Below are 21349 nucleotides of genomic sequence, written 5' to 3'. Positions count from 1 at the left end.
GCGGCAGAGGTCTCGCCGGTGGACCTGTTCGTGGGTTCTCGGGAGAGGCCGGCCTGGTTCGATCCGACGATCACGGCTGTCCTCGACGGCTCTGGCGCGGTTCTGGCCGCCGATGGGCCCCGTGTGCTGGAGGAGGCGACCGTCGAGCTGGTCGGTGGGCAGATCCGCCACGCCGTGCGCGACGTTCGCCGGGGGTTGTGGGTCGACTGGTGGTTCGCGCAGCTCACCGAGGCGACCGCGGCCCGGATTCATGACGAACTCGACCGCGGTGGCACTGGTTGGGAGGGGCCGTGGCGGCTGCTGCACGGCCTGGCCGCGATCGGCTCGCCCGCGCTCGCCTCCGGCGCGACCACCGCGGCCCGACGCCTCGCCGCCAAGGTCGCCCGTGCTGGCGGGCGGGGCGAGGCGCGCTGGCTGCCGGCGATGCGCCGTCTGTCCTCCACCGGGGAGGTCTGGCACCTGTGTGATGCCTACGGCAGCCGGATCGGGGTGATCGCGGGCTTCACCTACCCGGGCGGGGTCGACCCGTCGGTGTTCCTGTTCGACGTCGATGCCTGCGGCATGGTGACCGTCGTCAACGCTGGCGTGTACGACGACGTCGCCCAGGCCGTCGCAGCGTGGCGAGCCTTCGCCGGCGAGTCCGCGAGCGACGCCGAGCCCGCCGCGGCGCAGCGCGCCGACGAACTGGTCTGCCTGGCGTACGCCGACCATGGGGGCGAGATCTTCCAGGGCGACGAGTCGGACTCGGCGCTGGACAACTGGTTCCGGACCAGCCGCCGCCTGCATGAGCTCGCCGACGCGCTACGCCGCCGCGGCACCCCGCTGCCCCGCGCGACCAACCTTCACCGCGACCTCGACGCAGGCCCGCTCGTCGACGCGTTCGCCACCTGGTACAGCGACCGGCACGGCAACCCGCCTGCCCCCGAGCCCCTTGACGCCCTTGCCTACGAGTGGATCGAAGGACGGCTTCCGGGCACCTGGCACGCGGCCTCACCCCACCGGGTCCGCCACATCCGAGGCCTGATCAGCGACTGGGTCGACGACCCCGTCACCAAGGAGGCCAGCGCCCTGCTACCCGACTGGATCCGCTGGCACGCCGAACAGACAGACCTCCCCGAACACCTTCTCGCAGCGTCGCTCGCCGCCGTCGCGGACAACCTCGACCGGCCCGACCTCGGAGCACCCTGCATGACCTGACTCCTCGCAGGTAGCCCTCGGAACATCGCTCTAAAGCGGCGCGGCGGATAGCGGACGGCCATTCGCCATGTCGAAGAAGGACTTCGTCGCCGAGGCGACGCGGGCCTACCTCGACCTGCGCCGCGAGGAAGTCCGCAGCGGGATGGTCGAGTCGATGCGCGTCCTCGACGGCTCGCTCAGCGCAAGCGTCGCCGCCCTGACCAGGATGACGCCCGAGCGGATCGCGGAACTTGGCGGCGCCGGCGACTGGGACGAGTGATCATGCCCAAGGCTGCCGCGAAGCTCCTCGACGACCAGGACTGACAACCCGGAGTCCTCGGGAGAACACCGCTCGGAGCCGGAGGTCGGCGGCGCGCCGCCCTCGGATCCGAACGGCCGCTACTACAACCTCCGCGGCCGACCCCGCGGGTGGCTCGGTGGCCGGGACGACGCGTGACGGCTCCGGCAAGTGCGTCCGATCGCCGTCGGCGCCGGGCCGACGAGGTGCCTGCGGTGGTCTTCGAAGCCGCGCACCGCGCCGGCCTTGAGAACGGCTCCCGCCGGGGCGACACAACGCCGCGCTTTCGGGGCCACGCGCCCGGCCGACCAGCGTTGCCGCACCGACAGGGAGTCGCTGACCTACGGCTCTGTTCCATTCTCAGTGGTGACGCTGGGCTGGCTGAAGAGGATGCGGTGACCTAGGGGCTGTTCGGCCGCGCGCGGAGAACACGGGCACGCGCGCGGACACTCTTTTACGTCCGTGGTGAGAGCAGCGGTTCGAGTGCCACCATCAGGTCGTCGTCGGATATGAGGCCGGGCGCGGCTCGGCGCAGGGAGAACACGCCGAGGTAGGTGGTGTAGGCGAGCAGTGCCTGGCGCTGGGCGTCCGCCGGGGACAGTCCGAGGCCGCTGTAGGCGCGTTCCAGGTAGGCCAGGCGCCGTCGGGTCACCCGGTCGAGCACGGGCGCGACGAGGGGCGACTCCGCGTCCGCCAGCACGGCGGCGTCGACCGCGTTGATGTGAGCACTGCCGAAGGCCCGGTGAAACAGCTCCCTGAGCTGGACCGCTGGATGGCTATGCGCCTCCAGATCGGCAATCACGTCGGCGGTGTTCCGCCGTTCCCACTCCTCGAGTGCGGCGACGACCAGCGCGTCTCGGTTGGTGAAGTGCCAGTAGAAGCTTCCCTTGGTGGCCTTCAGGCGCGTGGCGATGGATTCGACGGCCACGGCTGCGACGCCTCCCCGCGCGAGGGCGTCGAGCGCGGCATCGATCCACATTGCGCGAGTTAGACCGCTACTACTGTTCCCAGCCACCTCCATACGGTACCGTACGGAGCAGCGGCCATACGGTACCGTATGGCGCTCCCGGATCGGGAGGTGTGTGATGATCTTCAGTGTTCATGCGCGAACCCTGCAGGCCGACCTCGACGCCGCGGGCGCTCTGCTGGACGGCCTGTCGAGCGACGACGACCGGCTCTGGCCGAGCGACCGCTGGCCCGCGCAACGCCTGGACCGGCCACTGGGTCAGGGGGCGACCGGCGGGCACGGCCCGATCCGGTACACGGTCGAGGCATACCAGCCAGGACGCGCCGTCACGTTTCGCTTCGACCCGAGTGTGGGGCTGCGCGGCACCCACGCCTTCGAGGTCTCGGCGACCGGACCGGGCACGGTGGAGTTCCGCCACGAACTGACCGGCCGTCCGACCGGGGCGATGCGGCTGGGATGGCCCTTGGTCTGGTCGCATCTGCATGACGCTCTGGTGGAAGACGCCCTCGACAACGCCGAGCGCATCCTGACCGGAGCGGTCGCCCGGCCCGCGACATATTCACGTCGAGTCCGGCTACTGCGGGCCCAGATGCGCAGGACCGGGCGACGCAGGACGCGAACCGTGCCCCAGGCGCCAAGTGCCACCTTGAGCGGCCAGCATCGCTGAACTCTCGGTTTCGGAGGGAGTGTCTGACCTGCGGCTCTGTCCTCAATGATCGCTTGGCCGGGCTTTTTCGGGCGGCGGAGACCCGGCTGGTGACCTCTCTTCCCACGGAACGGCACGCGCGCAGGGTCCACTTCGACACCGCGTACGCGGCCGCGCTCGCCTGGATCCGCGAGGCGGTCGGGAGCTACCCGACCCCGCTGGCCATCGCCGTCGAACTCGAGAAGGTCGCGGCCGCCCTACGTTCCCCAGGCGACGAGCGCGACCCGGTACTCGTCCTTGGCCAGGCCGCCCTCGATTCGCTCACGGCCTACCGCATTGCGGCCCGGTGGGCGGGGCAGTCACGGACGTCGCCTCCCTCGCCCGGCACGGTCAGTTAGGCTGCCTGACAACCATCGTCGCGAGGCGCTAGGCCGGCGCTTCACGCACGACGAAGCCTCCCTGCACCGCCTCGGCGATGCAGGTACGGCGCGGTTCGCCGAGCACCCGCGGCAGCATCGCGCCTGCGCGGCCGCGGCCGCGCGAAATGCGCAGCGTGCGTGCGACGTCGGTCGGGTCCACCGAGCGGGCTGCGCGCGCAGCGCCGGCGTAGAGCCGCACGACGTCGTATACCGACTTCGCCGTGCTCGACAGCGGGGGTGAGAACAGACCGAACCGTTGCCGCCATCGCCGTTGCAGGCGCTGGTTGTCGACGTCGTCGAGCGCTGTGAAGTGGTCGAGGACCGACCAGATGCCCGTCGCGGCATCGTCGCCGATGTGCTCGCGGCAGACGTCGTCGACGAGCATGGCGATCGTCCGCACCCGAGCGCGCAGCCCGGCGGCGAAGGATGCCCGCTCGAACGCGACGGCGTCGGTGCCGACCAGTGCCGAGATGAGATGGTCGGCGCCGGTGGCCTGGATGGCCGTCAGTACAGCGGTGAAGTCCTGGCAACCGAAGGGTAGATAGCGCTCGCCGAGCAGGACGCCACCGGCGTCGTCGATGACCCGCCGTGCCGCCCGGGCGACGCTGCGCGGCCACGAGTAGTCGTTGCCGACGATGAACCAGCCTCGGCCACCGGTCTCGGCCATCAGCAGCGGAACGGAGTGCTCGAGCTGGTCGGCGGGGCGCTCGCCGAGGTAAAAGATCCGGTCGCCGGCCGGCCCGCCCTCGCTGGCTGGCGCGTGCAGCAGGAGCGTTCCGCGGGCCTCGGCCAGCGGCCGGACCGCCGCCATCGACTCCGACGTCGTCATGGCGATCACCACGTCGCAGCCTACGAGATCGACGAGGCGGATGAACTCGCGCCTCGCGGTGGCTCTGTTGGTGCCGTCGTCGCCGACGTACAGCCGCAACGGCACGCCGCGGATGCCGCCGTCGGCGTTGAGTTCGTCGACCGCGAGCTCGCCGGCGTTGTGCGCCGCGCGCCCGAACACGCCCGCGGCGCCCGACAGTGGGAGCAGCACGCCGACGCGGACCGCGCGGCCGAATTCGGCCGGTTCCGGTACCTCCAGGCCACTCGCCCGCATCAGCCAAGGCACGCAGTCGTCGGCGAGGACGGCGCGCAGCCGGACCCGGGTGCCGGCACCGTCGGGATCGAAAGTGAGGACCACCCGGCTCCGCCAGGGCGACTCCTGGTGCAGGACGAGCCGGCGCCCGGAGTCGACCTCGACGATGCGCCCGGTTGACTGGATCGGTGCCTGGCTGGCCGGACCGGGCATCGAGAACCGGACCACGGCGCCGGGCGCCACCACGTCGCAGGACAGGCCGAACAGCCATCCGCCGCCCGAGGCATGGCCGAAACGCTCGAACGCTGACGCGAGCGGTTCCGCAACGGATCGCTCCGCGGTCAGGACGAGATCGCCCATCGGGAAAGCACCTGCCTCTAGCCTTCGTCTTGGCGGGGATTCTGCAGGTCTTCGAGCGACTGCCGGTAGACCTCGGACAGGAATTTCACTACCTCGTCGGCGCGGTTCGGGCCAAGCGAATAGACGCGGTACTTTCCGCTTCGCTTCTCTTCGACCAACCGGGCGTGGCGTAGCACGCGCAGGTGGGCCGAGACGCCCGCCCGCGTGATGTCCGGAAACTCCTCGGCGAGCGCGCCGACCGTCAGGGAATCACGTTTGCGCAGGATGCGCAGGATCGCACGGCGTGTCGGATCCGCCAGCGCGGCAAAGGCGTACTCGGGCTCCGCCATGGTCATCGTCACCCCGCAATCAGGTAAATAGTCGTTTGCACGTTACCGCATTGGGGCCACGCCTGTCGCCTCGCCACCGCTGCCGGCCTGGATCGTTCACGGGGTTGGCGGGGTGCCCCGTGTGATCGGCGACCGGCGTTTTTGATCTAGGTTCCTGTATGTAGGCAGGGGTGGGGTGCGACGGTCGCGTCGCCGCGCCGGGTCCACGGCCCGGAGAGGTGTTTCGTGGTCGCGGGGGCAGGGCGACGGGTGGTTCAGGTCTTCGTGGGCAGTGCCTTGACGCGTGTCCAGCTGCCGAGGACGGCGTCGAGCCAGGGCCAGTCCGCGCGCAGGTGCAGCCAGCGTTTCCGCTGGCCGTGGGTGAGCCGGGCGGGCACCGCCCTGCAGCAGCGCGAGCTCCAGGCAGTCCCCGACGGTGATGTCGCCGATCAGCCGTCGGGGTCGACGCCACCGGGCCCGTCACCGGAGCCAGGTGCCGCAGGCCCTGGAAGTCGCTGATCGCCTCCCCGCCGAGCGGCAGCGTCAGCCCGAGGTCGACCGCCAGCTGGCCGCGGTCGTAGAGCGGGATGAACCCGCGCCGCGCCCACGCCGCGGACAGCGCGGCCCACAGATCAAGAAAACGTGCTAACGTGCGTTTACCTGTTTTCCGATGGAGAGGTGCCATGACGTCTGAAGTCTTGCGGCGGGGGGTCCTGGCGGCGGCAGCCGGGGCGTTGGCGCTGGTGGTCGGAGCGTGCTCCAGCGATGGCGGCACCGGCGCCGCGGATGCCGCCGCTCCAGCAGGCGGATCCGGTGAGATCACGGTTGGTCTGTTGACGACGATGACCGGACCGGCGGGACTGTTCGGCCCGCCGACGAAGAACGTCGCCGAGCTCGCGATCGATGAGATCAACGCGGCGGGCGGGGTGGGCGGGCGGAAGGTGCGTCTGGTTGTTGGCGACGACGCCGGCAACCCCGACACCGGCAAGCAGGTGATGCGCCGGCTGGTGCAGAGCGACGGCGCATCGGTGGTGGTCGGGATGCACAACTCGGCAACCCGGGAGGCGGCGCTGCCGGTCGCGGTGCAGGCCAAGACGCTGTATCTGTACACCCCGGTGTTCGAGGGCGGTGCCTGCAATGCGGTGATGTTCGCCAATGGTGAGGTGCCCAGCCAGCAGCTCGCCAAGACGATCCCGTGGGTGATGCAGCAGACCGGTAAGAAGCGCTGGTACCTGCTGGGCAACGACTACGTTTGGCCACGCAAGAGCTTCGAGGCGGCCAAGCGCTACATCACCGCCGCCGGTGGCGAGGTGGTTGGCGAGGACTACACCCCGCTGGGGACCACCGACTTCCAGTCGGTCATCCAGAAGGTGCAGAAGGCTGGCCCGGACCTGCTGCTGCCGGCCCTGGTCGGCGGCGACGGGATCACGTTCGAGAAGCAGGCCTACGACGCCGGGCTAGGTAACGACGAGGTCCAGCGGCTGAGCGTGCTGTACGAGGACAACACCCGCGCCGCCATGGGTGCCCGGGTGGCGGCCGGCATGTATACCTCGCTCGGCTACTTCCAGGAGGTCGACAACCCGACCAACACCGCCTTCCTGGCCGCGTACCGGCAGAAGTTCGGTGCCGACGCCTCGCCGGTGACGTCGCTGTCGGAGCAGACATACGTCGCCATCAAGGCCTGGGCGCAGGCCGCGAATGCCGCCGGTGGCACCGACGTCGCCAAGGTCACGGAGAAGCTGAAGGGCATGAGCCTTGACGCTCCCGCCGGAAAGGTCACCTTCGGCGTCAACCGGTATGCCACTCAGCCCATCTACATCGCGCAGACCCAGTCCGACGGCACGACAAAAATCGTCCAGACCTACGAGGGTGTCACGCCCGAGGAACCCTGCGACGCCTGACCGGGATTCGGGACTCAACTGTGGACAATCTAGTCGTCCAGTCGCTGGGGGTGCTCGGGTCAGCGGCGCTGCTGGCACTCATCACCGTCGGTCTGGCTGTCTCGTTCGGGTTGATGCGCATCGTCAACCTGGCGCATGGCGAGTTCATCATGCTCGGCGCGTACGCCGCGATGGTGACGGCCGACCACGAGCTGCCCTGGCTCGCCGGGCTCGCCGCGGCTACCGCGGTGGGCCTGGCGGTCGGATCGCTGACCGAGGTCGCTCTGATACGGCGGCTTTACCGCTCGCCGGAGCTGTCGATCCTCGGCACGTTCGGGCTGTCCATTGTGGTACGTCAGCTCGTCGAGCTGGCCTTCGGAAAGCAGTACCGGAATGTCGCCAACCCGATGCCGGGAGCGGTCGAGCTGCTCGGGGTGTCGTTCCCGGCGTACCGGTTACTGCTCATCGCGATCGCGGTGGGTGTGCTCGCGCTGGTCCTGGCGGCGTTGCGCCTGACTCCGCTGGGGCTGCGCGTGCGCGCCGTCGCAGCCGACGCCGACCTGGCCGAGACGCTCGGGGTGCGGTCCCAGCGGCTCAACCTCGCAGTCTTCGCCGGCAGCGCGGCGCTCGCCGGCCTCGCCGGAGCGCTCGTCGCGCCGCTGGTCAACGTGCAGCCGGACATGGGCGTCGACTACCTGTTCGGCGCGTTCCTCGGCGTGATCGTCGCCGGCTCACGGCTCGGCGCGGTCGTCGTCGCCTGCCTGGCGATCGCGACGGTGCAGAACATCATGACCTTCTTCACCGATCCCATGCTGGGCCGGCTGTCGGCATTGGCGCTCGCCTTCGTCGTGCTGCAGGCCCGCCGGCGAGCCGCGTTCGGGGAGGCAACGGCATGACCGACTGCACCATGACCGACTGCACCGAGCGGCACCCAGCCGGACCGGATAACGGCCTCGCGGGCGAGGGCCAGAAGGGCATGCCAAAGGAGGGCACAGCATGACGGCCAGAGCCATCCGCCGGAGCGCCGCCCTCGTCGGGCTGCCAATCCTGGCGTTGCTGTCGGGCGACTACTACGGTGGCCAGCTTGCCCAGTTCCTCGTTCTGGGGGCGGCCACCGCCGCGCTGGCCCTGGCCTGGGGCACCTCGGGCATCCTCAACCTCGGCCATAGCGTGACGTTCGGCGCCGGCGCGTACGCCGGTGCCTGGTTCGGTCTGCACGTCGGCGCTGCCGGCTCGCTGGCTGGCCTGGTCGCGGGCGCCGCCGTCGGTGGACTGCTGGCCTTCCTCGTGGCCTGGCTGCCGTTCCGCCGTGGTCTGCCCCCGATGACGTTCGCGCTCGCCACCTTCGTCTTCGCGCTCGGCGCCGAACAGGTGGCCAACGGCTGGACGTCGGTGACCGGCGGCTTCAACGGCCTCACCGACGTGCCGCGCCTACACCTGGGCGCCGCCGCGCTCAGCCCGGCCGGACAGCGGGCCTTCACCGTCTTCGTCGCGGTGGCCGCGATCGTCGCGCTGTCGCACCTGGCCTCGCTGCCGCTCGGTGCGGCGCTGGCCGCCACGCGCGACCACCAGCGGCGTACGGCCAGCCTGGGCTACCACGTGGTGAACCTCAAGACCGGTGTCTTCGCCTGCACCGGCGCACTCGCCGGGTTCCTCGGTGCCATCTTCGTGCTGCAGGTCGGCTTCGTCTCCCCGGGCCTGGTCGGTGTCGCGATGGCTACCAGCTTCGTGGTCTGGGCCCTGCTCGGCTCCAAGGGCACGATCGTAGGGCCGGCCGTGGCGACCATCGGCTACAACATCGGCGCGAGCGAGCTGGCCGACCGGGCTCTCGACTACTGGTTGCTGGGGACCGGGCTGGTGGTCGTCGGCGCGGTGCTGTTCCTGCCCGAAGGGCTGGCCCTGTGGGTACGGCGATGGCTACCCACCCGGCGGCCGCCGCGGCAGGTCCGGCTCGGTCGGGCGGACGAGCGCGAGGCCGGCCTGCCGGGCGCGAACCCCGCCGGCGACGGCGCCGTTGCGCTCGACGCCGCCGGCGTGGTGTGCCGGTTCGGCGCGTTCACCGCCGTCGACGGAGTCAGCCTCACCCTGCGACCGGGCGAGGTGCACTGCCTGATCGGGCCGAACGGGGCCGGCAAGTCCACATTGCTCAATGTGCTGTCGGGCGTGACACCGGCGAACGGCGGCAGGTGGCGCGTCGGCAAGCGCGACCTCACCGGCGCGCCCGCCTGGGAGCTGGCCCGGGCCGGCGCCGCCCGCAAGTTCCAGACCCCGAGCCTGGCCACCTCGCTCACGGTCGGCGAGAACCTCGCGCTGGCCCGGTGGGGCCCCACGCACCGGTGGCTCGCGCTGCTGCGCCAACCGTGGTCGGCCACGGTGTCGCCGGCCGCGTGGACTGTGCTCGCCACGGCCGACCTCATCGGCCAGCGCGACACGGTGGCCGGAGACCTCTCCCACGGGCAACGACAGCTCGTGGAGCTGGCCATGGCGCTGGCCCCGGGACCCGCCGTGCTCCTGCTCGACGAGCCGACGGCGGGCATGACCCGCGCGGAGACCGCCGCCGTCGGAGAGCTGCTCACCGAGCTCGCCCACCGGCAGCGCATCGCCATCCTCGTGGTGGAGCACGACACCGCGTTCATCCGTGGCGTCGCCGACCGCGTCACGGTGATGGCCGGCGGTGCCGTTCTGGTCACCGGCACCCCCGCCGAGGTCGATGCCGATCCGCGAGTACGCGCCGTTTACGTCGGGCGCGCGTCGTGAGTGCCCGGGCAGCGGGCGGGCTCGCCGTGCGCGGGCTGCGTGCGGCGTACGCCCAGGCGCCGGTGCTGTTCGGTGTCGACCTCCAGGTAGCGCCCAGCGAGGTGGTAGCGCTGCTCGGGCGCAACGGCGCCGGGAAGACGACCCTGGTCAACACGATTGCCGGCACCCTGGCCGCCGCGGGCGGAACCGTCGCTCTCGACGGCGCTGACGTGACGCACTGGCCACCGTCACGGCGGCACCGGCACGGCCTACGCGTCGTCCGGCAGGACCGGCCGGTGTTCGCCGACATCAGCGTCCGGGACAACCTGCGCCTCGCCGGTGCGCAGCCGGCCGCCGCCGCGGCTCTGTTCGGTTTCCTCGCCGACCGCGGGCAGCAGCTGGCCGGCACGCTCTCCGGCGGTGAGCAGAAGATGCTCGCGATCGCCCGCGTCCTCATGGCGCCCGGCGCCGTGTGCCTCTTCGACGAGCCCACCGAGGGGCTCCAGCCGGCCAACGTCGACCGATTCACGGCCGGGGCCCGCGCGGCGGCCGCAGCGGGCCGCGCGGTGCTCGTCGTCGAGCAGCACCTGGAGGCGGCGCTGTCGGTCGCCGACCGCTGGTACCTGATGGAGCGGGGGGAGATCGTCGACGGCGGCCCGGTGACCGCCGACACCGCCGACCATGTCGCCGACCGCCTTGCACCGTAATCCTTCGGAGGGACCCATGCCACCCACACCCCTGACCATCGTCGCGGTCGCCGAGCGGCTGCGCGGCTGCGCCACGTCGGCTCGTGAGGTCGCCGGCGAACTGCTCGCCGGCATCGAGAGGCATTCGGAGCTATCGGCGTTCACGGCGGTCGCGGCGGACGTGTCCGGACCCGCCGCCGACGGCCGGCCGCTTGCCGGCGTGCCGTACGCGGTCAAGGACAACATCGACACAGTGGACCTGCCGACGACGGCGGCGACGCCCGCGCTGCGCGGTTCGGTGGCCGCCGCGAATGCGCCGGTGGTGGAGCGGTTGCGCTGCGCCGGCGCCGTCGTGGTCGGCAAGACCAACATGCACGAGCTGGCCCTGGGTACAACCAGCCACAACATGGCGTACGGAGCGGTACGCAACCCCCATGCCACCGACCGGACGGCCGGCGGATCCAGCGGTGGCAGTGCGGCAGCGGTCGCCGCCGGTTTGGTGCCCTTCGCGCTCGGCACCGACACCGGCGGCTCGGTGCGCATCCCGGCGTCGTACTGCGGCATCGTTGGGTTCCGGCCGAGCGCCGGGAGCTGGGGGAACGAGGGCACGGTGCCGGTGTCGCCCACTCGCGACACGATCGGGGTGCTGGCCCACACCGTGGCCGACGCGGCCTTGGTCGACTCGGCCGTCACCGGACGGGCCCGCGCGGCTGCCGTCAGCCTGGCCGGGCTGCGGCTGGGCGTGCCCCGCGACGGCTTCTACGCCGGTCTGCACCCCGACGTATCCGCCCGCACCGAGGCGGCGCTGGCGGTACTCAGCGACGCGGGCGTTGAGCTGGTGGAGCTGCGGGTTGCGGGCGCCCACGAGCTGGACGCGCTGTGTGGGTTGCCGATCGCGCTGTTCGAGATGGCCCGGGCGCTCCCGGCGTACGTGAAGGCGCTGCCGGCACCGTTCTGTGACCTCGGCCTGCCCGACATTGCCGCGCAGATCAGCTCGCCGGACGTCAAGCAGCTCGTCGACGGCATCCTGGATCGGCCGATACCCGAAGCGCACTACCACGAATGCCTGGCGACCCGAGAACGGCTACAGGCCGCGTACGCCGAGGCGTTCACCCGCCATCGGGTGGCCGCGCTGGTGTACCCGACTGTGCCGCTGGTCGCGCCGCCGCTCAACGACACCGAGACGACCACCCACAATGGACAAGAGGTCAACGTCTTCCTCACCTCGATCCAGAACACCGGTCCGGGGTCGGTCGCCGGCGTACCGTCGTTGAGCCTGCCCAACGGGTACACACCGGCCGGCCTGCCGGTGGGCCTGTCGCTGGAGGCAGCGTCCGGCGCCGACGGCACACTGCTGGCCGTCGCCCGTGCCATCGAGGCCGCGATGCGGTGACCGTTTCGGCGCGAGCACCACGAAGATCGCTGTTTCGGGGCCGTGCGGAGCCGCATGGGTCATCGACGCCGCTCAACGTCCGTCAAGGCGTCGGTGCCGCGCCCCCGCGCTCCGACAGTGGTGCCCGAATCCGGCGGTCGGCCATTGCTCAGCGGGCGTTGTCGCTGTGGTCGATGCGCAGTGCACCGTCTTGACGACGGTGCGTCTTCGACGGATAGGGTGATTTGTGCCGGTCGTCGGCCACGAGGAGGGGGCGTCGTGACGGAGACGGACGACTCACAGACCAGCGACGTCCCAGGCTGGGACTGGACGAGTTCGACCGAGGACGCCGCCGTCCGGGTGGACCTGCAACCCGACCGGCCACACTCGGCCCGGATGTACGACTACTACCTCGGCGGCAAGGACAACTTCCCCGCCGACCGGGAGGCCGCGCAGCAGGCTCTGGCCGAGTTCCCGCACGGGCGGACGACCGCTGGGCAGAACCGGGCGTTCATGCACCGGGCGATCCGCTACCTTGCGGGCGAGGTGGGCATCCGCCAGTTCCTCGACATCGGCACCGGCATTCCCACCAGCCCCAACCTGCACGAGGTCGCCCAGCAGATCGCCCCGGACGCCCGGGTCGTGTATGCGGATAACGACCCGATCGTGCTCATGCACGCTCGCGCGCTGCTGACCGGCACTTCGGCTGGCCGTACCGCCTATCTCGACGCGGACCTGCGTGACGTCGAGGAGATCCTCACGTCGGCCGAGCTGCGCGAGACCATCGACCTGACCCAGCCGGTCGCGGTGTCGCTCGTCGCGATCCTGCACTTCTTCCCGGACGCCGACGACCCGTACGGCGTCGTCCAGCGGCTGCTCGACGCGTTGCCGTCTGGTAGCCACGTGGTGATCAGCCATGTCACCGGTGACTACGCGCCTGAGACGTGGACCCGGTTGATCGAGACCTACCGTGGCCGGGGAATCCCCGCGCAGGCCCGCAGCCACGGCGAGATCGCCCGGCTCTTCGAGGGCCTCGACCTGGTCGAGCCTGGGATACAGGTCGCGCACCGGTGGCGGCCCGACGCCGCCGTCCCGGCGGGTTTGACCGACGCCGAGGTCAGCGTCTACGGCGGCGTCGGCCGCAAGAAATGAAATAGCGCGCCACACAGAGCACACAGAGCACGGCGAGTGCGGCGGCCGGGCCCGGTCACCGCTCGCACGACTGAGCCGGGACCGTCGCGGATCTTGTGCTGCTTGCACGTTGAGTACGGAGATCCTCTTTTCGCTGGGCCGGTGGATCCGCCAGACCCCGACGGGCCGGCTCGCGATCGACCGGGCCAAGGTCAAGGGCCCGCCCGGCCGTGACGACGGCGTCCGGTTGTGGGCGGCGTAGGCGTCCCTGGCGCGGACTGACGGCGCCAGGGACGCCATCAGCCGCTGGGTGCCGGGGCCGTGTGGGCGGCATGCGGGGCCACCAGTACGACGTACTCAGACCCTGTGACAGTGGGTACAGGCATCGCGTTGGCCGCGACCTTGACCCGCTCCGCGGTCACCCGCTGTCCGTTCGACACCGAGGCCGGACGCCCTCGCCGCCGTCCTCGTCGCAACCATTCGGATTCAGGTGCTGAAACTTCCAGGCATCGCGACACATGTCGGCGACGTTGCGGCGTGCCGACCAGCCGAGCAGCTTGAGGGCCAAGGCTGGGTCGGCAACCAGTTCCGCTACGTCCCCGGCGCGGCGGGCCACCAGGCGGCTAGGCAGCTCTCGGCCACACGCGGCGGAGAAGGCCGCCAGGAGATCCTTGACGGAGGTACCACGGCCGGTCCCCAGGTTGATCACCCGGTGCCCCGAAGCGTCACCGAGATGCTCAAGGGCCAGCCGGTGGCCCTCCGCGATGTCCATGACGTGGATGTAGTCGCGGATGCCGGTGCCATCCGGCGTCGGGTAGTCGCCACCGAAGATCGATAGCTCGGTCCGCCGCCCGACAGCCACCTGGGCAATGTAAGGCAACACGTTGTTGGGAATGCCGCGAGGATCCTCGCCCAGCAGGCCGGACGGGTGTGCGCCAGCGGGGTTGAAGTAGCGCAGCGACGTGACATGCCAGTCCTGGTAGCGGTCGCACAGGTCGGCGAGGATCTGTTCGCACATCAACTTGGTCCGGGTGTACGGGTTGGTCGGCCGCGCGGGGCTGTCCTCCCGGATGGGCACGACGTCCGCCTCGCCGTAAATGGAGCAGGAGGAGGAGAAAACCAGGCGGTTCATGCCGTGGTCAAGCATCGCGCCTACGAGCCCGAGAGTCGCGTTGACGTTCGTGTCATAGTAGTCGAGCGGTATGTTCACCGACTCGCCGACCGCCTTCTTCGCCGCGAAGTGAATCACAGCGTCGACTTCTTCCCCGTCGAGGACTCTGGACAGAGTGGGCCGGTCGCGCAGGTCGAGCTCGACGAACCGTAGGCGATGTCCGGCGAGCTCACGGATCCGTGCGACGACGCCGGGCGAGCTGTTCGCGAAGTTGTCGACACCGATGACGTCGTAGCCCGCGGTCAGCAGGTCGACACAGGTGTGCGAGCCTATGAAGCCGGAGGCTCCTGTGACAAGCACCGTCGTTGGACCGCCGGAGAGCACAGCGCTCATCATACTTGCACCATTTTCAGCAGGTCGACGATGTTATCGACGATATTTATGCGGGCCCCCTGGATCAATGTCAACATCGTGACCATGGCGAATACACCCAGCACTGTCAACGGCACGATAATGAGCAGCGGCCTGGCCACCGTCGCGACAAGGTTACGCGCCGAGGCACTCGTGACCCGCCTGGTCTCCACAGCATGCATGAGGCAGACGCACAGTAGGACGAGCAGATAGTTGAGCCCCGAGAGAAGGCTCAGCCCGACATACCCGAGTGGGTGCCCGGCACGTGCGCCGTACAGCCCCGCCGAGAACGTGAACGCGGCGATGACGGCGTAGGGCATGACCAGGTAGGTCGGTAGCATCTCGACGCCGTGGTCACCCTTGGGAGTGATCTTGAAAGTTACCTGCCTCGGGCGGATCTTCTGTATCACGGCGGCGATGCATCCCCACCCGACGTAGGGCCATCGGGCCATCAGGAATAGCCACGTCTCCCAGGCGAGCAGCTTCGCGTCGGCGGGGCGGAGCAGCCCGCGGCGGCGCAGGTGGAGGTTTATGATAACGACGACCCCGGGCGCGGAGCACCACAGGAGGAGATAGCGAAGGTAGTCGATGTCCACCCAGGTCGCGCCGGTGATAGCCGCCACCGGAGGCAGCAGCGTGGCACCTGCCGTCGCCAGCGCGAGTAGCGGATAGTAGCTCAGCGCGATGAGGAACCGGATCCGCAGCACCAACGGAAGCTTAGGCACGTTGGACGGGAAGATGTCCATGAAGAGGACCATGAGGCTGCGTGACCATTGAAACTCCTGGGTCATGGCGGCGGTGAAGGTTGTTGGGCCGTCACCATGCGCCTCAGCGTCGAGGGCGAACGCGCCGCCCCAGCCCGCCGAGCACAGCAGGAACGTGGTGGAGAAATCCTCGGCGAGTTCCGGCCCGATTCCACCGATGTCGCGGATCGCAGCGGTACGCACCGCGTAGTGCGAGCCGATGCACGCCGGCGCGAGCCAGCTGCTGGCCCCGGCCTGCACCGGACCGTGCAGGTGAGACTCCCGGTACAGCCGGCCGCGGGCTGCCCAGGACTCGCGCGCGTTGGTGTCGCAGATGCTGGGTGCCGCCACGTACCCGATCGTCGGGTCGGCGAACGGCCGAACCATGTGCCGGAGATAGTCCCGCGCCGGGGCATGGTCGGCGTCGAGCTGCGAGACGACGTCATAGTAGTCGTAGCCCCAGTGGTCGTAGAAGAAGGAAAGATTCCCTTCCTTGCACTTCGTGCGGCGCGGCCATTCACCGCGATGATAGTCATCAAATCCTCGGCGGGTGGAGATCCCGACGCCATGGCGTTCGCACCAGGAGTATGTCTCATCGGTCGGGTCCTCGTCGCAGATCCATACGTCGTAAGCATGCGGATAGTCCTGGGCGAGCATGCCGCCCAGAGTCTTGCGTACCATCTCCCACGGCTCGGAAGGGGCCTTCGTGACGACGAAGGCGACCCGGAAATCGCGAATGGGCAGCCCGGGATTCACCCGCCGAAGCCGGAGCACCGTCAGCACGAAGTACGCGGGCAGGTAGCTGAGATAGGACAGAACCGCGGTGTTCAGTATGAATCCCGGGAGGGTGAGGACGTGTAGCGGGTTGAACCACCAGAGCCAGAAACCCGCCACCGCCACGAACCAGCACCCCGCGAGGAACAGCATTAGGAAGCTGTCGCGCCCGTGGGAGATCGGAACAAAGGTCTTGATCTTTCTTCGGCCGGCGTAGGGGACTCGGAGCTCGCTGTTCCGCCGAGACGGGTCGGCGAGCCCGGCCGGGAGCATCGAACGCTTCGCGCCTGGCGGTGGCTCCGGCACGGGGACACTCGGCAGGCCGTTCAGCGGGAGCGGCGGCTCTGCTGTGCGGGGTTCACCCTCCGCCCGTTCGTGATCGGTGGCGAGGTCCCGCCAGAGCCGGCCCCGCGGCTCAGGCCCTGGGGCGCTCGGCCCGGCGCCGTGCCGCCGTGGCCCAAGGCGAAGGGTTGTCTCGGCCGAGCCGAGGTCAGCCGGCTGGAACGGCAGCGCCGGGTTCCCGGGTGCCGGTGCCCGCGGGAGGCGTGCCTCCGGCGGGACGGGCGTGCTGGCGGCCCCGTCTTGCCTGGTGGTACCGCTCACAGGTCCGGCTGCCTGGCCCGCAGCTGGCCCCAGGCTTGTTGTCGCCGTCGACGACAGGCGTCCGAACGAGTCGGGCCTGGTCTGACGCTGGCTGGCCATCGTCGTGTCATCAGATGAATCGGCGGAATTGCTGGTCATGGTCACCGGCTCGTCCCACCGGCGACTTTCGTCGGCCGAGCAGGAGGCGACGCCGCTGGGCGTGGAAGCGCGACATCGCACCGATGCGCGGCGCCAAGGCGCGCTGGAACAGGAGAAAGGAGCACTGTCGCCCTCACCGTGTTCAGGCGGCCCATCGCGGCGCGACCTGTGCCGCGAACCAGCTGACGGTCCTCATTAGGCCGTCGTGGATATCCACCTTCGGCTCCCAGCCGAGCCTCTCCTTTGCCAGGGAGATGTCGGGCTGGCGCGCTGTCGGGTCGTCGACCGGACGGGCGACGAATGTAATCGGTGAGTCTGACCGACAGACGGTCCGAACGAGCTCCGCCGTGTCGAGGATGGACAGCTCCGTCGGGTTCCCGATGTTCACCGGGCCAGGCAGGTCCGACCAGAGCAGGCGCATGACGCCCTCGACGAGGTCGTCGACATAGCAGACCGAACGGGTCTGGGAACCGTCGCCCGAGACTGTGATCGGCTCGCCGCGCAGTGCCTGCGAGATGAACGTCGGAATGGCGCGACCATCGTCCGGGCGCATCCGAGGACCATAGGTGTTGAAGATCCGAGCGATGCCTGTGTTCACGTCGTGATGATGACGATAGGCCATCGTCACAGCCTCCGCGAACCGCTTCGCCTCGTCGTACATGCTGCGAGGACCGACGGGGTTCACGTTGCCCCAGTAGGTTTCCGGCTGTGGGTGGACCTTCGGGTCGCCGTAGGTCTCGGAGGTGGATGCGAGCACGAAGCGCGCGCCTTTCGCGCGAGCGAGCCCGAGCCCGTTCATGGTTCCGGTCGAGCCAACCTTGAGCGTCTCGATCGGCAGCCTACTGTAGTCGACGGGCGAGGCGGGGGAGGCGAAATGCAGCACCGCGGTAAGCGGGCCCTTGACGTGGGTGAAACGGGTCACGTCGTGGTGGATCAAATGGAAGGCCGGATGGCCGAAGAGATGCCTGACGTTCTCCGCCCGACCCGTGGCGAAGTTGTCGATGCAGAACACCTCCGCACCGTCATTTAGCAGCCGGTCGCAAAGATGACTTCCAAGAAAGCCTCCGCCACCGGTCACCGCGATACGCGTCATCCAACCCCCCGAAAGACTCCACCCGCCAGCGTCGGGTGGAATATGTGAAAAGAATCGCGACCCGCGGCCGGCGGACGATGGAGCCCGAAGGCCGATCATTCGCCTGGCATGTCGACCTGTGCCCCGTTGATCTCATCGATGCTCCCGGATGCCGGACCCGCAGGTCAAGAGCCAGGCGGTCTCCTGGCCGCTTGGCCGCCCGATGGGGCCTCTGATCCCGTCAGCAGTCGGACGACGGCGGGCTCGCGTGTTCCACAATGGGGCGGGCGTGGGGTGGCGCAGGGCCTTCGGGGCAGGGCGGGTGGCAGGCAGGGAGCCGGTAAAGTTGCTGATTGGCATCCAGTCTCGCGATCGTCGCGAGTGGTCTTTCGGGACGGCGCGCGTAGTGGCGTAGCGCCTGGGCGATGTTGGTCCCGCCGGTCAGGCGCAGGATGCTGACGTGCTGATGGCGAGGTCGCGGAGGCTGGCCATGACCTGGGGCCGTCGCCGGTGCGGGCCGGGTGGCGGTCCTCGTCAAAGGTGACGTCGCGGACCCAGGGCAACTGGCTCTTGATGGCCCGGTGGCCGCGGGCGAGGTCGGCGAGCAGGGCGAATACCTGGCGGAACGTCGACTCGTCCGGAACCTGGGCGATCCCCAGCGCCGAACCGACGGCCTCGCGGGCGTCCGAGGCCCACTCGCCGACCGCCGCGAACGACCGGAGCACCCGCCAGCGCCGCGCAGGTCGCCAGCGCGAGCAGGACCGGCAGCCGATGCCGTCTACCCGGCGCTTCCGCGGGTCCGTGACCTGCTCGAACACTGTCGGCAGACGCGCCGGTGCCACAGGCCGCGGTCGGTGCAGGTATGCACCAAATGGTTTGAGCGGCTCCCTCCGTGACGTAGGCACCCGGCCCGATTGGGCAATCACTACCCTTGAGTGGTGCCGTGCGTGCCCTGCGTGGCCTGTCCGGCCACCCTCCGAGGCTGCCTCGCAGGCCATGACGGCGCCGTGGGCCGAGGCCCGTTGCGCGCATCCGACGCCGCCGGCCGCCGGGTTCCCCGGCAGGCGCCGCCCGCCGTCGCCCCGCGGTAGCCAGCCGCAGCCAACGCACTCCGTAGACTCGGCGCCATGGGCCTGTCGATGCGACGTCGACTGTTACGCACTACTGTTATCGTCCTGGCTATCTGCATGACCGGATGCGGACTGTACGGTTCCGATAAGGTAACCGTTCCCAGTTCAAGCGCCGCTCCGGCCATCCGCGGCGCGGACATCTCCACCACGCTGCTGGACGAGGCGGCGGGGAACGTCCTGTCAGCCGACGGAAAAGAGCAGCCGATCGAACGCATCCTCGTCGGCGCGGGCGCGAACTATGTGCGGCTTCACCTCTGGATCGACCCGCCACCAGGATATTTCGACGAGGAAACAGCACTTACTCTCGCCCGGCGCGCGACCGCCGCCGGAATGAAGATCTTCCTAGATCTCCACTACTCGGATACCTGGGCCGATCCAACGCTCCAGCAGACCCCGCCCGTCTGGCGCGACCTCGATCTCAAAGAGCTTTCCGACCGGGTGTTCGACTACACGAGGAAGGTCGTCACGGATTTCGCTCGGCAGGGCACGCCGGCCGACATGATCCAAATTGGCAACGAGCTCTCCTCAGGCTTTCTGTGGCCATTGGGAAAACTCGACGCGACCGCGCCGGGGGGCGGCTGGCTGGGCTTCCTCACCCTGCTGCGCTCCGGGGTGGCCGGCGCCCAGGCAGGCAACCCGACCGGGCACCGGCTGTCGACCGCGATACACACCGCGCGCATCGGCGAGCCCGACGCAGCCCATGAGTTCTTCGACCAGATCTCCGCGGCCGGAATCCCGTTCGATGTCATCGCGCTGTCGTACTACCCATTTTGGGCCGGCTCGATGTCGCAGCTGCGGGACACGATGATCGACCTTTCGTCGAAATACCGCAAGGAGATCATGGTCACCGAGACCGCCTACCCGTGGACATTGCGCGGCGACCGGGCCAACCTCGCTCTCAAACATAGGAATCAGCTGCCCGACGCCGACAGGTTCCCCCCCTCCCCTACCGGACAGGCCGCGTACTTCGCCGCGTTGCGCGATCTGATCGCCCAGGTGCCTGAAGGCCGCGGCGTGGGCTTCTTCGCCTTCGAGCCAGGATGGCTGCCGGGCGTCGGTGCGCATCCTGGTCAGGACGCGGCCCCGTACACGAATCTGACCATGTTCGACTACGACGGCGAGGCGCTGCCCTCGATAAAGGTTGCATTTGCGCCTCCGACCAACTGACACCTGTGACGCAGGGGGAGTCGTTTGTCTTCGTGTCCACACCGGCGTGGACGAGGACCCTGGAGGGATCTGGCCCGACATCGTCGCGGTCCGGGCGCGTCCTCGACGTCGAAGAGCCGCGCGACGCTCTGGTGGCCGTCGCGGCGGCGCAGGTTTCCCAGCGATCACGACAACTCTGCCGGGTCTCGCGCATTGCCGGCAGCTCCTACGCCTGTCTCGCTGACCTTCCTGGCGAACCGGGCCGGCCGGCGGCGGCGCAGTCGTGCGGCACCGATCAGTGAGCCCACGTCAAGATTATTGTGGGCGTCAGGTGGGCGTGGAAGCCCCGGTACGACGCGGGACGGGTCGGCACCCGACGGCCCACGCCGAACGCGATCATGCTGGTAGGCAAGGATTTCTCGGCACCCGGCGACCCACCCCGGCAAACCGCGACATAGCCGCTGACCTGCGGTTTTCCGTCTTGAAAACCGCTATGGGGGCAACCTCATCGTGGGTTCGAATCACACGCCCTCCGCTCCTGACCTGCATGTCTGCGCCGGTTCCCGGATCGCCCGGGGCCGGCGCTCCGTCGTTTTGACCCCTGGCCCTTCGCCCTCGAGCGTCGGATCGCCGCGGGCTGCCTGTTCAGGGTGTTGGGGTGGTGGCGGTGGGGAACGCCAGAGGCGTGACTAGTACCACGTCGTCTGCGATGGGGGCAGGACCGGATGCGGTGAGACGGGCGGGGGAGGACCGGATCGCGCCGAGGGTGGACGAGGCGACCAGCGAGGCGGTCGGCAAGCTGAGCGAGGCGCTGGAGTGGGTCGAGCGGGCCCGAGGGGCGCTGTATGAGTTCCACCAGCTGTCCGGCCATGCCGACAAGACGCTGGGTGATGCGATCGACGCCCTGACCGCCGCTGGCCACCCTCGTGCCGCGGCCCAGCTTCGCCGGGAACTGCACGGCCGCAACGTGCTCGCCGGGCGCTGGACGTTCCAGATCGTCGAGGAGTACGACGAGCTCTACTACCGGCCTTTCGTGGATGCCGACGAGCGGATCCGGATTCGTTTCACCGGCGGCCGCCGGCACGTGCACGAGGCACGGATGAAGGCGGCCGAACGCGAAGACGCCGGCCGCGACCCCTGGGGCCTCGGCGCGTAGACCTT

Annotated in this window: 20 protein-coding genes; 13 read left to right on the top strand and 7 right to left on the bottom strand. The window is 69.6% G+C overall.

Going from position 1 to position 21349, the window contains the following annotated elements:
* Positions 1-1197 (top strand): hypothetical protein (locus QOZ89_RS19925; protein ID WP_312624453.1); only part of this gene is annotated, 1197 nt, incomplete at its 5' end.
* 67 nt (positions 1198-1264) lie between these two features.
* Positions 1265-1456, top strand: coding sequence for a hypothetical protein (locus tag QOZ89_RS19920; protein ID WP_071052213.1), 192 nt, complete (start codon positions 1265-1267; stop codon positions 1454-1456).
* Between the two features lie 472 nt (positions 1457-1928).
* On the opposite strand, the gene QOZ89_RS19915 is transcribed toward QOZ89_RS19920, so the two are convergent.
* Positions 1929-2453: a TetR/AcrR family transcriptional regulator gene (locus QOZ89_RS19915; RefSeq protein ID WP_083419538.1), complete on the bottom strand. Its 525-nt coding sequence runs from the start codon at positions 2451-2453 to the stop codon at positions 1929-1931.
* 106 nt (positions 2454-2559) lie between these two features.
* Here QOZ89_RS19915 and QOZ89_RS19910 point away from each other — a divergent pair, with 106 nt between their 5' ends.
* Together QOZ89_RS19910 and QOZ89_RS19905 are read left to right on the top strand one after the other, a co-directional pair.
* Positions 2560-3108: a hypothetical protein gene (locus tag QOZ89_RS19910; protein ID WP_312624451.1), complete on the top strand. Its 549-nt coding sequence runs from the start codon at positions 2560-2562 to the stop codon at positions 3106-3108.
* 89 nt (positions 3109-3197) lie between these two features.
* Positions 3198-3485 (top strand): hypothetical protein, encoded by a 288-nt coding sequence (locus QOZ89_RS19905; RefSeq protein ID WP_071052210.1) that lies wholly within the window; start codon positions 3198-3200, stop codon positions 3483-3485.
* A gap of 28 nt (positions 3486-3513) precedes the next feature.
* On the opposite strand, the gene QOZ89_RS19900 is transcribed toward QOZ89_RS19905, so the two are convergent.
* The 3 genes from QOZ89_RS19900 to QOZ89_RS19890 all read right to left on the bottom strand — a co-directional run bounded on the left by QOZ89_RS19900 (position 3514) and on the right by QOZ89_RS19890 (position 5653).
* Positions 3514-4947, bottom strand: coding sequence for an ABC transporter substrate-binding protein (locus QOZ89_RS19900; protein WP_312624450.1), 1434 nt, complete (start codon positions 4945-4947; stop codon positions 3514-3516).
* A gap of 17 nt (positions 4948-4964) precedes the next feature.
* The gene (locus tag QOZ89_RS19895; RefSeq protein ID WP_198543485.1) at positions 4965-5282 is read right to left on the bottom strand and encodes a metalloregulator ArsR/SmtB family transcription factor; all 318 of its coding nucleotides are present in this window, start codon (positions 5280-5282) and stop codon (positions 4965-4967) included.
* Between the two features lie 248 nt (positions 5283-5530).
* The gene (locus tag QOZ89_RS19890) at positions 5531-5653 is read right to left on the bottom strand and encodes a hypothetical protein (RefSeq protein WP_274536603.1); all 123 of its coding nucleotides are present in this window, start codon (positions 5651-5653) and stop codon (positions 5531-5533) included.
* A 189-nt stretch (positions 5654-5842) separates the two neighbouring features.
* On the opposite strand from QOZ89_RS19890, the gene QOZ89_RS19885 reads away from it, so the two are divergent.
* The 7 genes from QOZ89_RS19885 (at position 5843) to QOZ89_RS19855 (ending at position 13322) form a co-directional block, all read left to right on the top strand.
* A complete protein-coding gene (locus tag QOZ89_RS19885; protein WP_312624444.1) occupies positions 5843-7156 on the top strand; it encodes a substrate-binding protein in 1314 nt (437 codons plus the stop codon).
* 20 nt (positions 7157-7176) lie between these two features.
* Positions 7177-8031: a branched-chain amino acid ABC transporter permease gene (locus QOZ89_RS19880; RefSeq protein ID WP_071052208.1), complete on the top strand. Its 855-nt coding sequence runs from the start codon at positions 7177-7179 to the stop codon at positions 8029-8031.
* 100 nt (positions 8032-8131) lie between these two features.
* Positions 8132-9892 carry a branched-chain amino acid ABC transporter ATP-binding protein/permease gene (locus QOZ89_RS19875; RefSeq protein ID WP_312624443.1) on the top strand — a complete coding sequence of 587 codons (1761 nt, stop codon included), beginning with the start codon at positions 8132-8134 and terminating at the stop codon, positions 9890-9892.
* Positions 9889-10578: an ATP-binding cassette domain-containing protein gene (locus QOZ89_RS19870; RefSeq protein ID WP_071052206.1), complete on the top strand. Its 690-nt coding sequence runs from the start codon at positions 9889-9891 to the stop codon at positions 10576-10578. Before QOZ89_RS19875 ends, QOZ89_RS19870 begins: the two co-directional genes overlap by 4 nt.
* A gap of 16 nt (positions 10579-10594) precedes the next feature.
* Complete coding sequence (locus tag QOZ89_RS19865; protein ID WP_312624442.1) at positions 10595-11950, top strand: amidase family protein; 1356 nt, start codon at positions 10595-10597, stop codon at positions 11948-11950.
* 258 nt (positions 11951-12208) lie between these two features.
* Positions 12209-13081 carry an SAM-dependent methyltransferase gene (locus QOZ89_RS19860; RefSeq protein ID WP_397428808.1) on the top strand — a complete coding sequence of 291 codons (873 nt, stop codon included), beginning with the start codon at positions 12209-12211 and terminating at the stop codon, positions 13079-13081.
* A gap of 109 nt (positions 13082-13190) precedes the next feature.
* Positions 13191-13322: a hypothetical protein gene (locus tag QOZ89_RS19855; protein WP_312624441.1), complete on the top strand. Its 132-nt coding sequence runs from the start codon at positions 13191-13193 to the stop codon at positions 13320-13322.
* Between the two features lie 156 nt (positions 13323-13478).
* Here the strand turns inward: QOZ89_RS19855 and galE are convergent, their stop codons facing one another.
* From galE to QOZ89_RS19840, 3 genes are all read right to left on the bottom strand, one after another.
* Positions 13479-14567, bottom strand: a complete 1089-nt coding sequence (gene galE / locus QOZ89_RS19850; protein ID WP_312624440.1) for a UDP-glucose 4-epimerase GalE — start codon at positions 14565-14567, stop codon at positions 13479-13481.
* Entirely contained in the window at positions 14564-16252 is a 1689-nt protein-coding gene (locus QOZ89_RS19845; RefSeq protein WP_312624439.1) for a glycosyltransferase family 2 protein, read from the bottom strand. The genes galE and QOZ89_RS19845 overlap by 4 nt, the downstream gene beginning before the upstream one ends.
* Positions 16253-16982: 730 nt before the next feature.
* Entirely contained in the window at positions 16983-17933 is a 951-nt protein-coding gene (locus QOZ89_RS19840) for a UDP-glucuronic acid decarboxylase family protein (protein ID WP_312624462.1), read from the bottom strand.
* A 1106-nt stretch (positions 17934-19039) separates the two neighbouring features.
* On the opposite strand from QOZ89_RS19840, the gene QOZ89_RS19835 reads away from it, so the two are divergent.
* Together QOZ89_RS19835 and QOZ89_RS19830 are read left to right on the top strand one after the other, a co-directional pair.
* Positions 19040-20209: a glycoside hydrolase family 53 protein gene (locus tag QOZ89_RS19835; protein ID WP_083419533.1), complete on the top strand. Its 1170-nt coding sequence runs from the start codon at positions 19040-19042 to the stop codon at positions 20207-20209.
* Between the two features lie 688 nt (positions 20210-20897).
* A complete protein-coding gene (locus tag QOZ89_RS19830) occupies positions 20898-21344 on the top strand; it encodes a hypothetical protein (protein ID WP_071052201.1) in 447 nt (148 codons plus the stop codon).
* Positions 21345-21349 lie beyond the last annotated feature (5 nt).

The sequence above is a fragment of the Pseudofrankia coriaricola genome (assembly GCF_032027725.1).
In the GTDB taxonomy this organism is placed as follows: Bacteria; Actinomycetota; Actinomycetes; order Frankiales; family Frankiaceae; genus Pseudofrankia.
The sequence above is the reverse complement of the archived record's forward strand: the minus strand, read 5'-3'. Positions and strand labels throughout refer to the sequence as shown.

What these genes read in the sequence shown, in the direction of transcription:
- QOZ89_RS19920 (WP_071052213.1), top strand. Translation starts at nt 1,265, where the DNA reads ATGTCGAAGAAGGACTTCGTCGCCGAGGCGACGCGGGCCTACCTCGAC.
- QOZ89_RS19915 (WP_083419538.1), bottom strand. Translation starts at nt 2,453, where the DNA reads ATGTGGATCGATGCCGCGCTCGACGCCCTCGCGCGGGGAGGCGTCGCA.
- QOZ89_RS19910 (WP_312624451.1), top strand. Translation starts at nt 2,560, where the DNA reads ATGATCTTCAGTGTTCATGCGCGAACCCTGCAGGCCGACCTCGACGCC.
- QOZ89_RS19900 (WP_312624450.1), bottom strand. Translation starts at nt 4,947, where the DNA reads ATGGGCGATCTCGTCCTGACCGCGGAGCGATCCGTTGCGGAACCGCTC.
- QOZ89_RS19895 (WP_198543485.1), bottom strand. Translation starts at nt 5,282, where the DNA reads ATGACCATGGCGGAGCCCGAGTACGCCTTTGCCGCGCTGGCGGATCCG.
- QOZ89_RS19885 (WP_312624444.1), top strand. Translation starts at nt 5,843, where the DNA reads ATGAACCCGCGCCGCGCCCACGCCGCGGACAGCGCGGCCCACAGATCA.
- QOZ89_RS19875 (WP_312624443.1), top strand. Translation starts at nt 8,132, where the DNA reads ATGACGGCCAGAGCCATCCGCCGGAGCGCCGCCCTCGTCGGGCTGCCA.
- QOZ89_RS19865 (WP_312624442.1), top strand. Translation starts at nt 10,595, where the DNA reads ATGCCACCCACACCCCTGACCATCGTCGCGGTCGCCGAGCGGCTGCGC.
- galE (WP_312624440.1), bottom strand. Translation starts at nt 14,567, where the DNA reads ATGATGAGCGCTGTGCTCTCCGGCGGTCCAACGACGGTGCTTGTCACA.
- QOZ89_RS19845 (WP_312624439.1), bottom strand. Translation starts at nt 16,252, where the DNA reads ATGCTGTTCCTCGCGGGGTGCTGGTTCGTGGCGGTGGCGGGTTTCTGG.
- QOZ89_RS19840 (WP_312624462.1), bottom strand. Translation starts at nt 17,933, where the DNA reads ATGACGCGTATCGCGGTGACCGGTGGCGGAGGCTTTCTTGGAAGTCAT.
- QOZ89_RS19835 (WP_083419533.1), top strand. Translation starts at nt 19,040, where the DNA reads ATGGGCCTGTCGATGCGACGTCGACTGTTACGCACTACTGTTATCGTC.
- QOZ89_RS19830 (WP_071052201.1), top strand. Translation starts at nt 20,898, where the DNA reads ATGGGGGCAGGACCGGATGCGGTGAGACGGGCGGGGGAGGACCGGATC.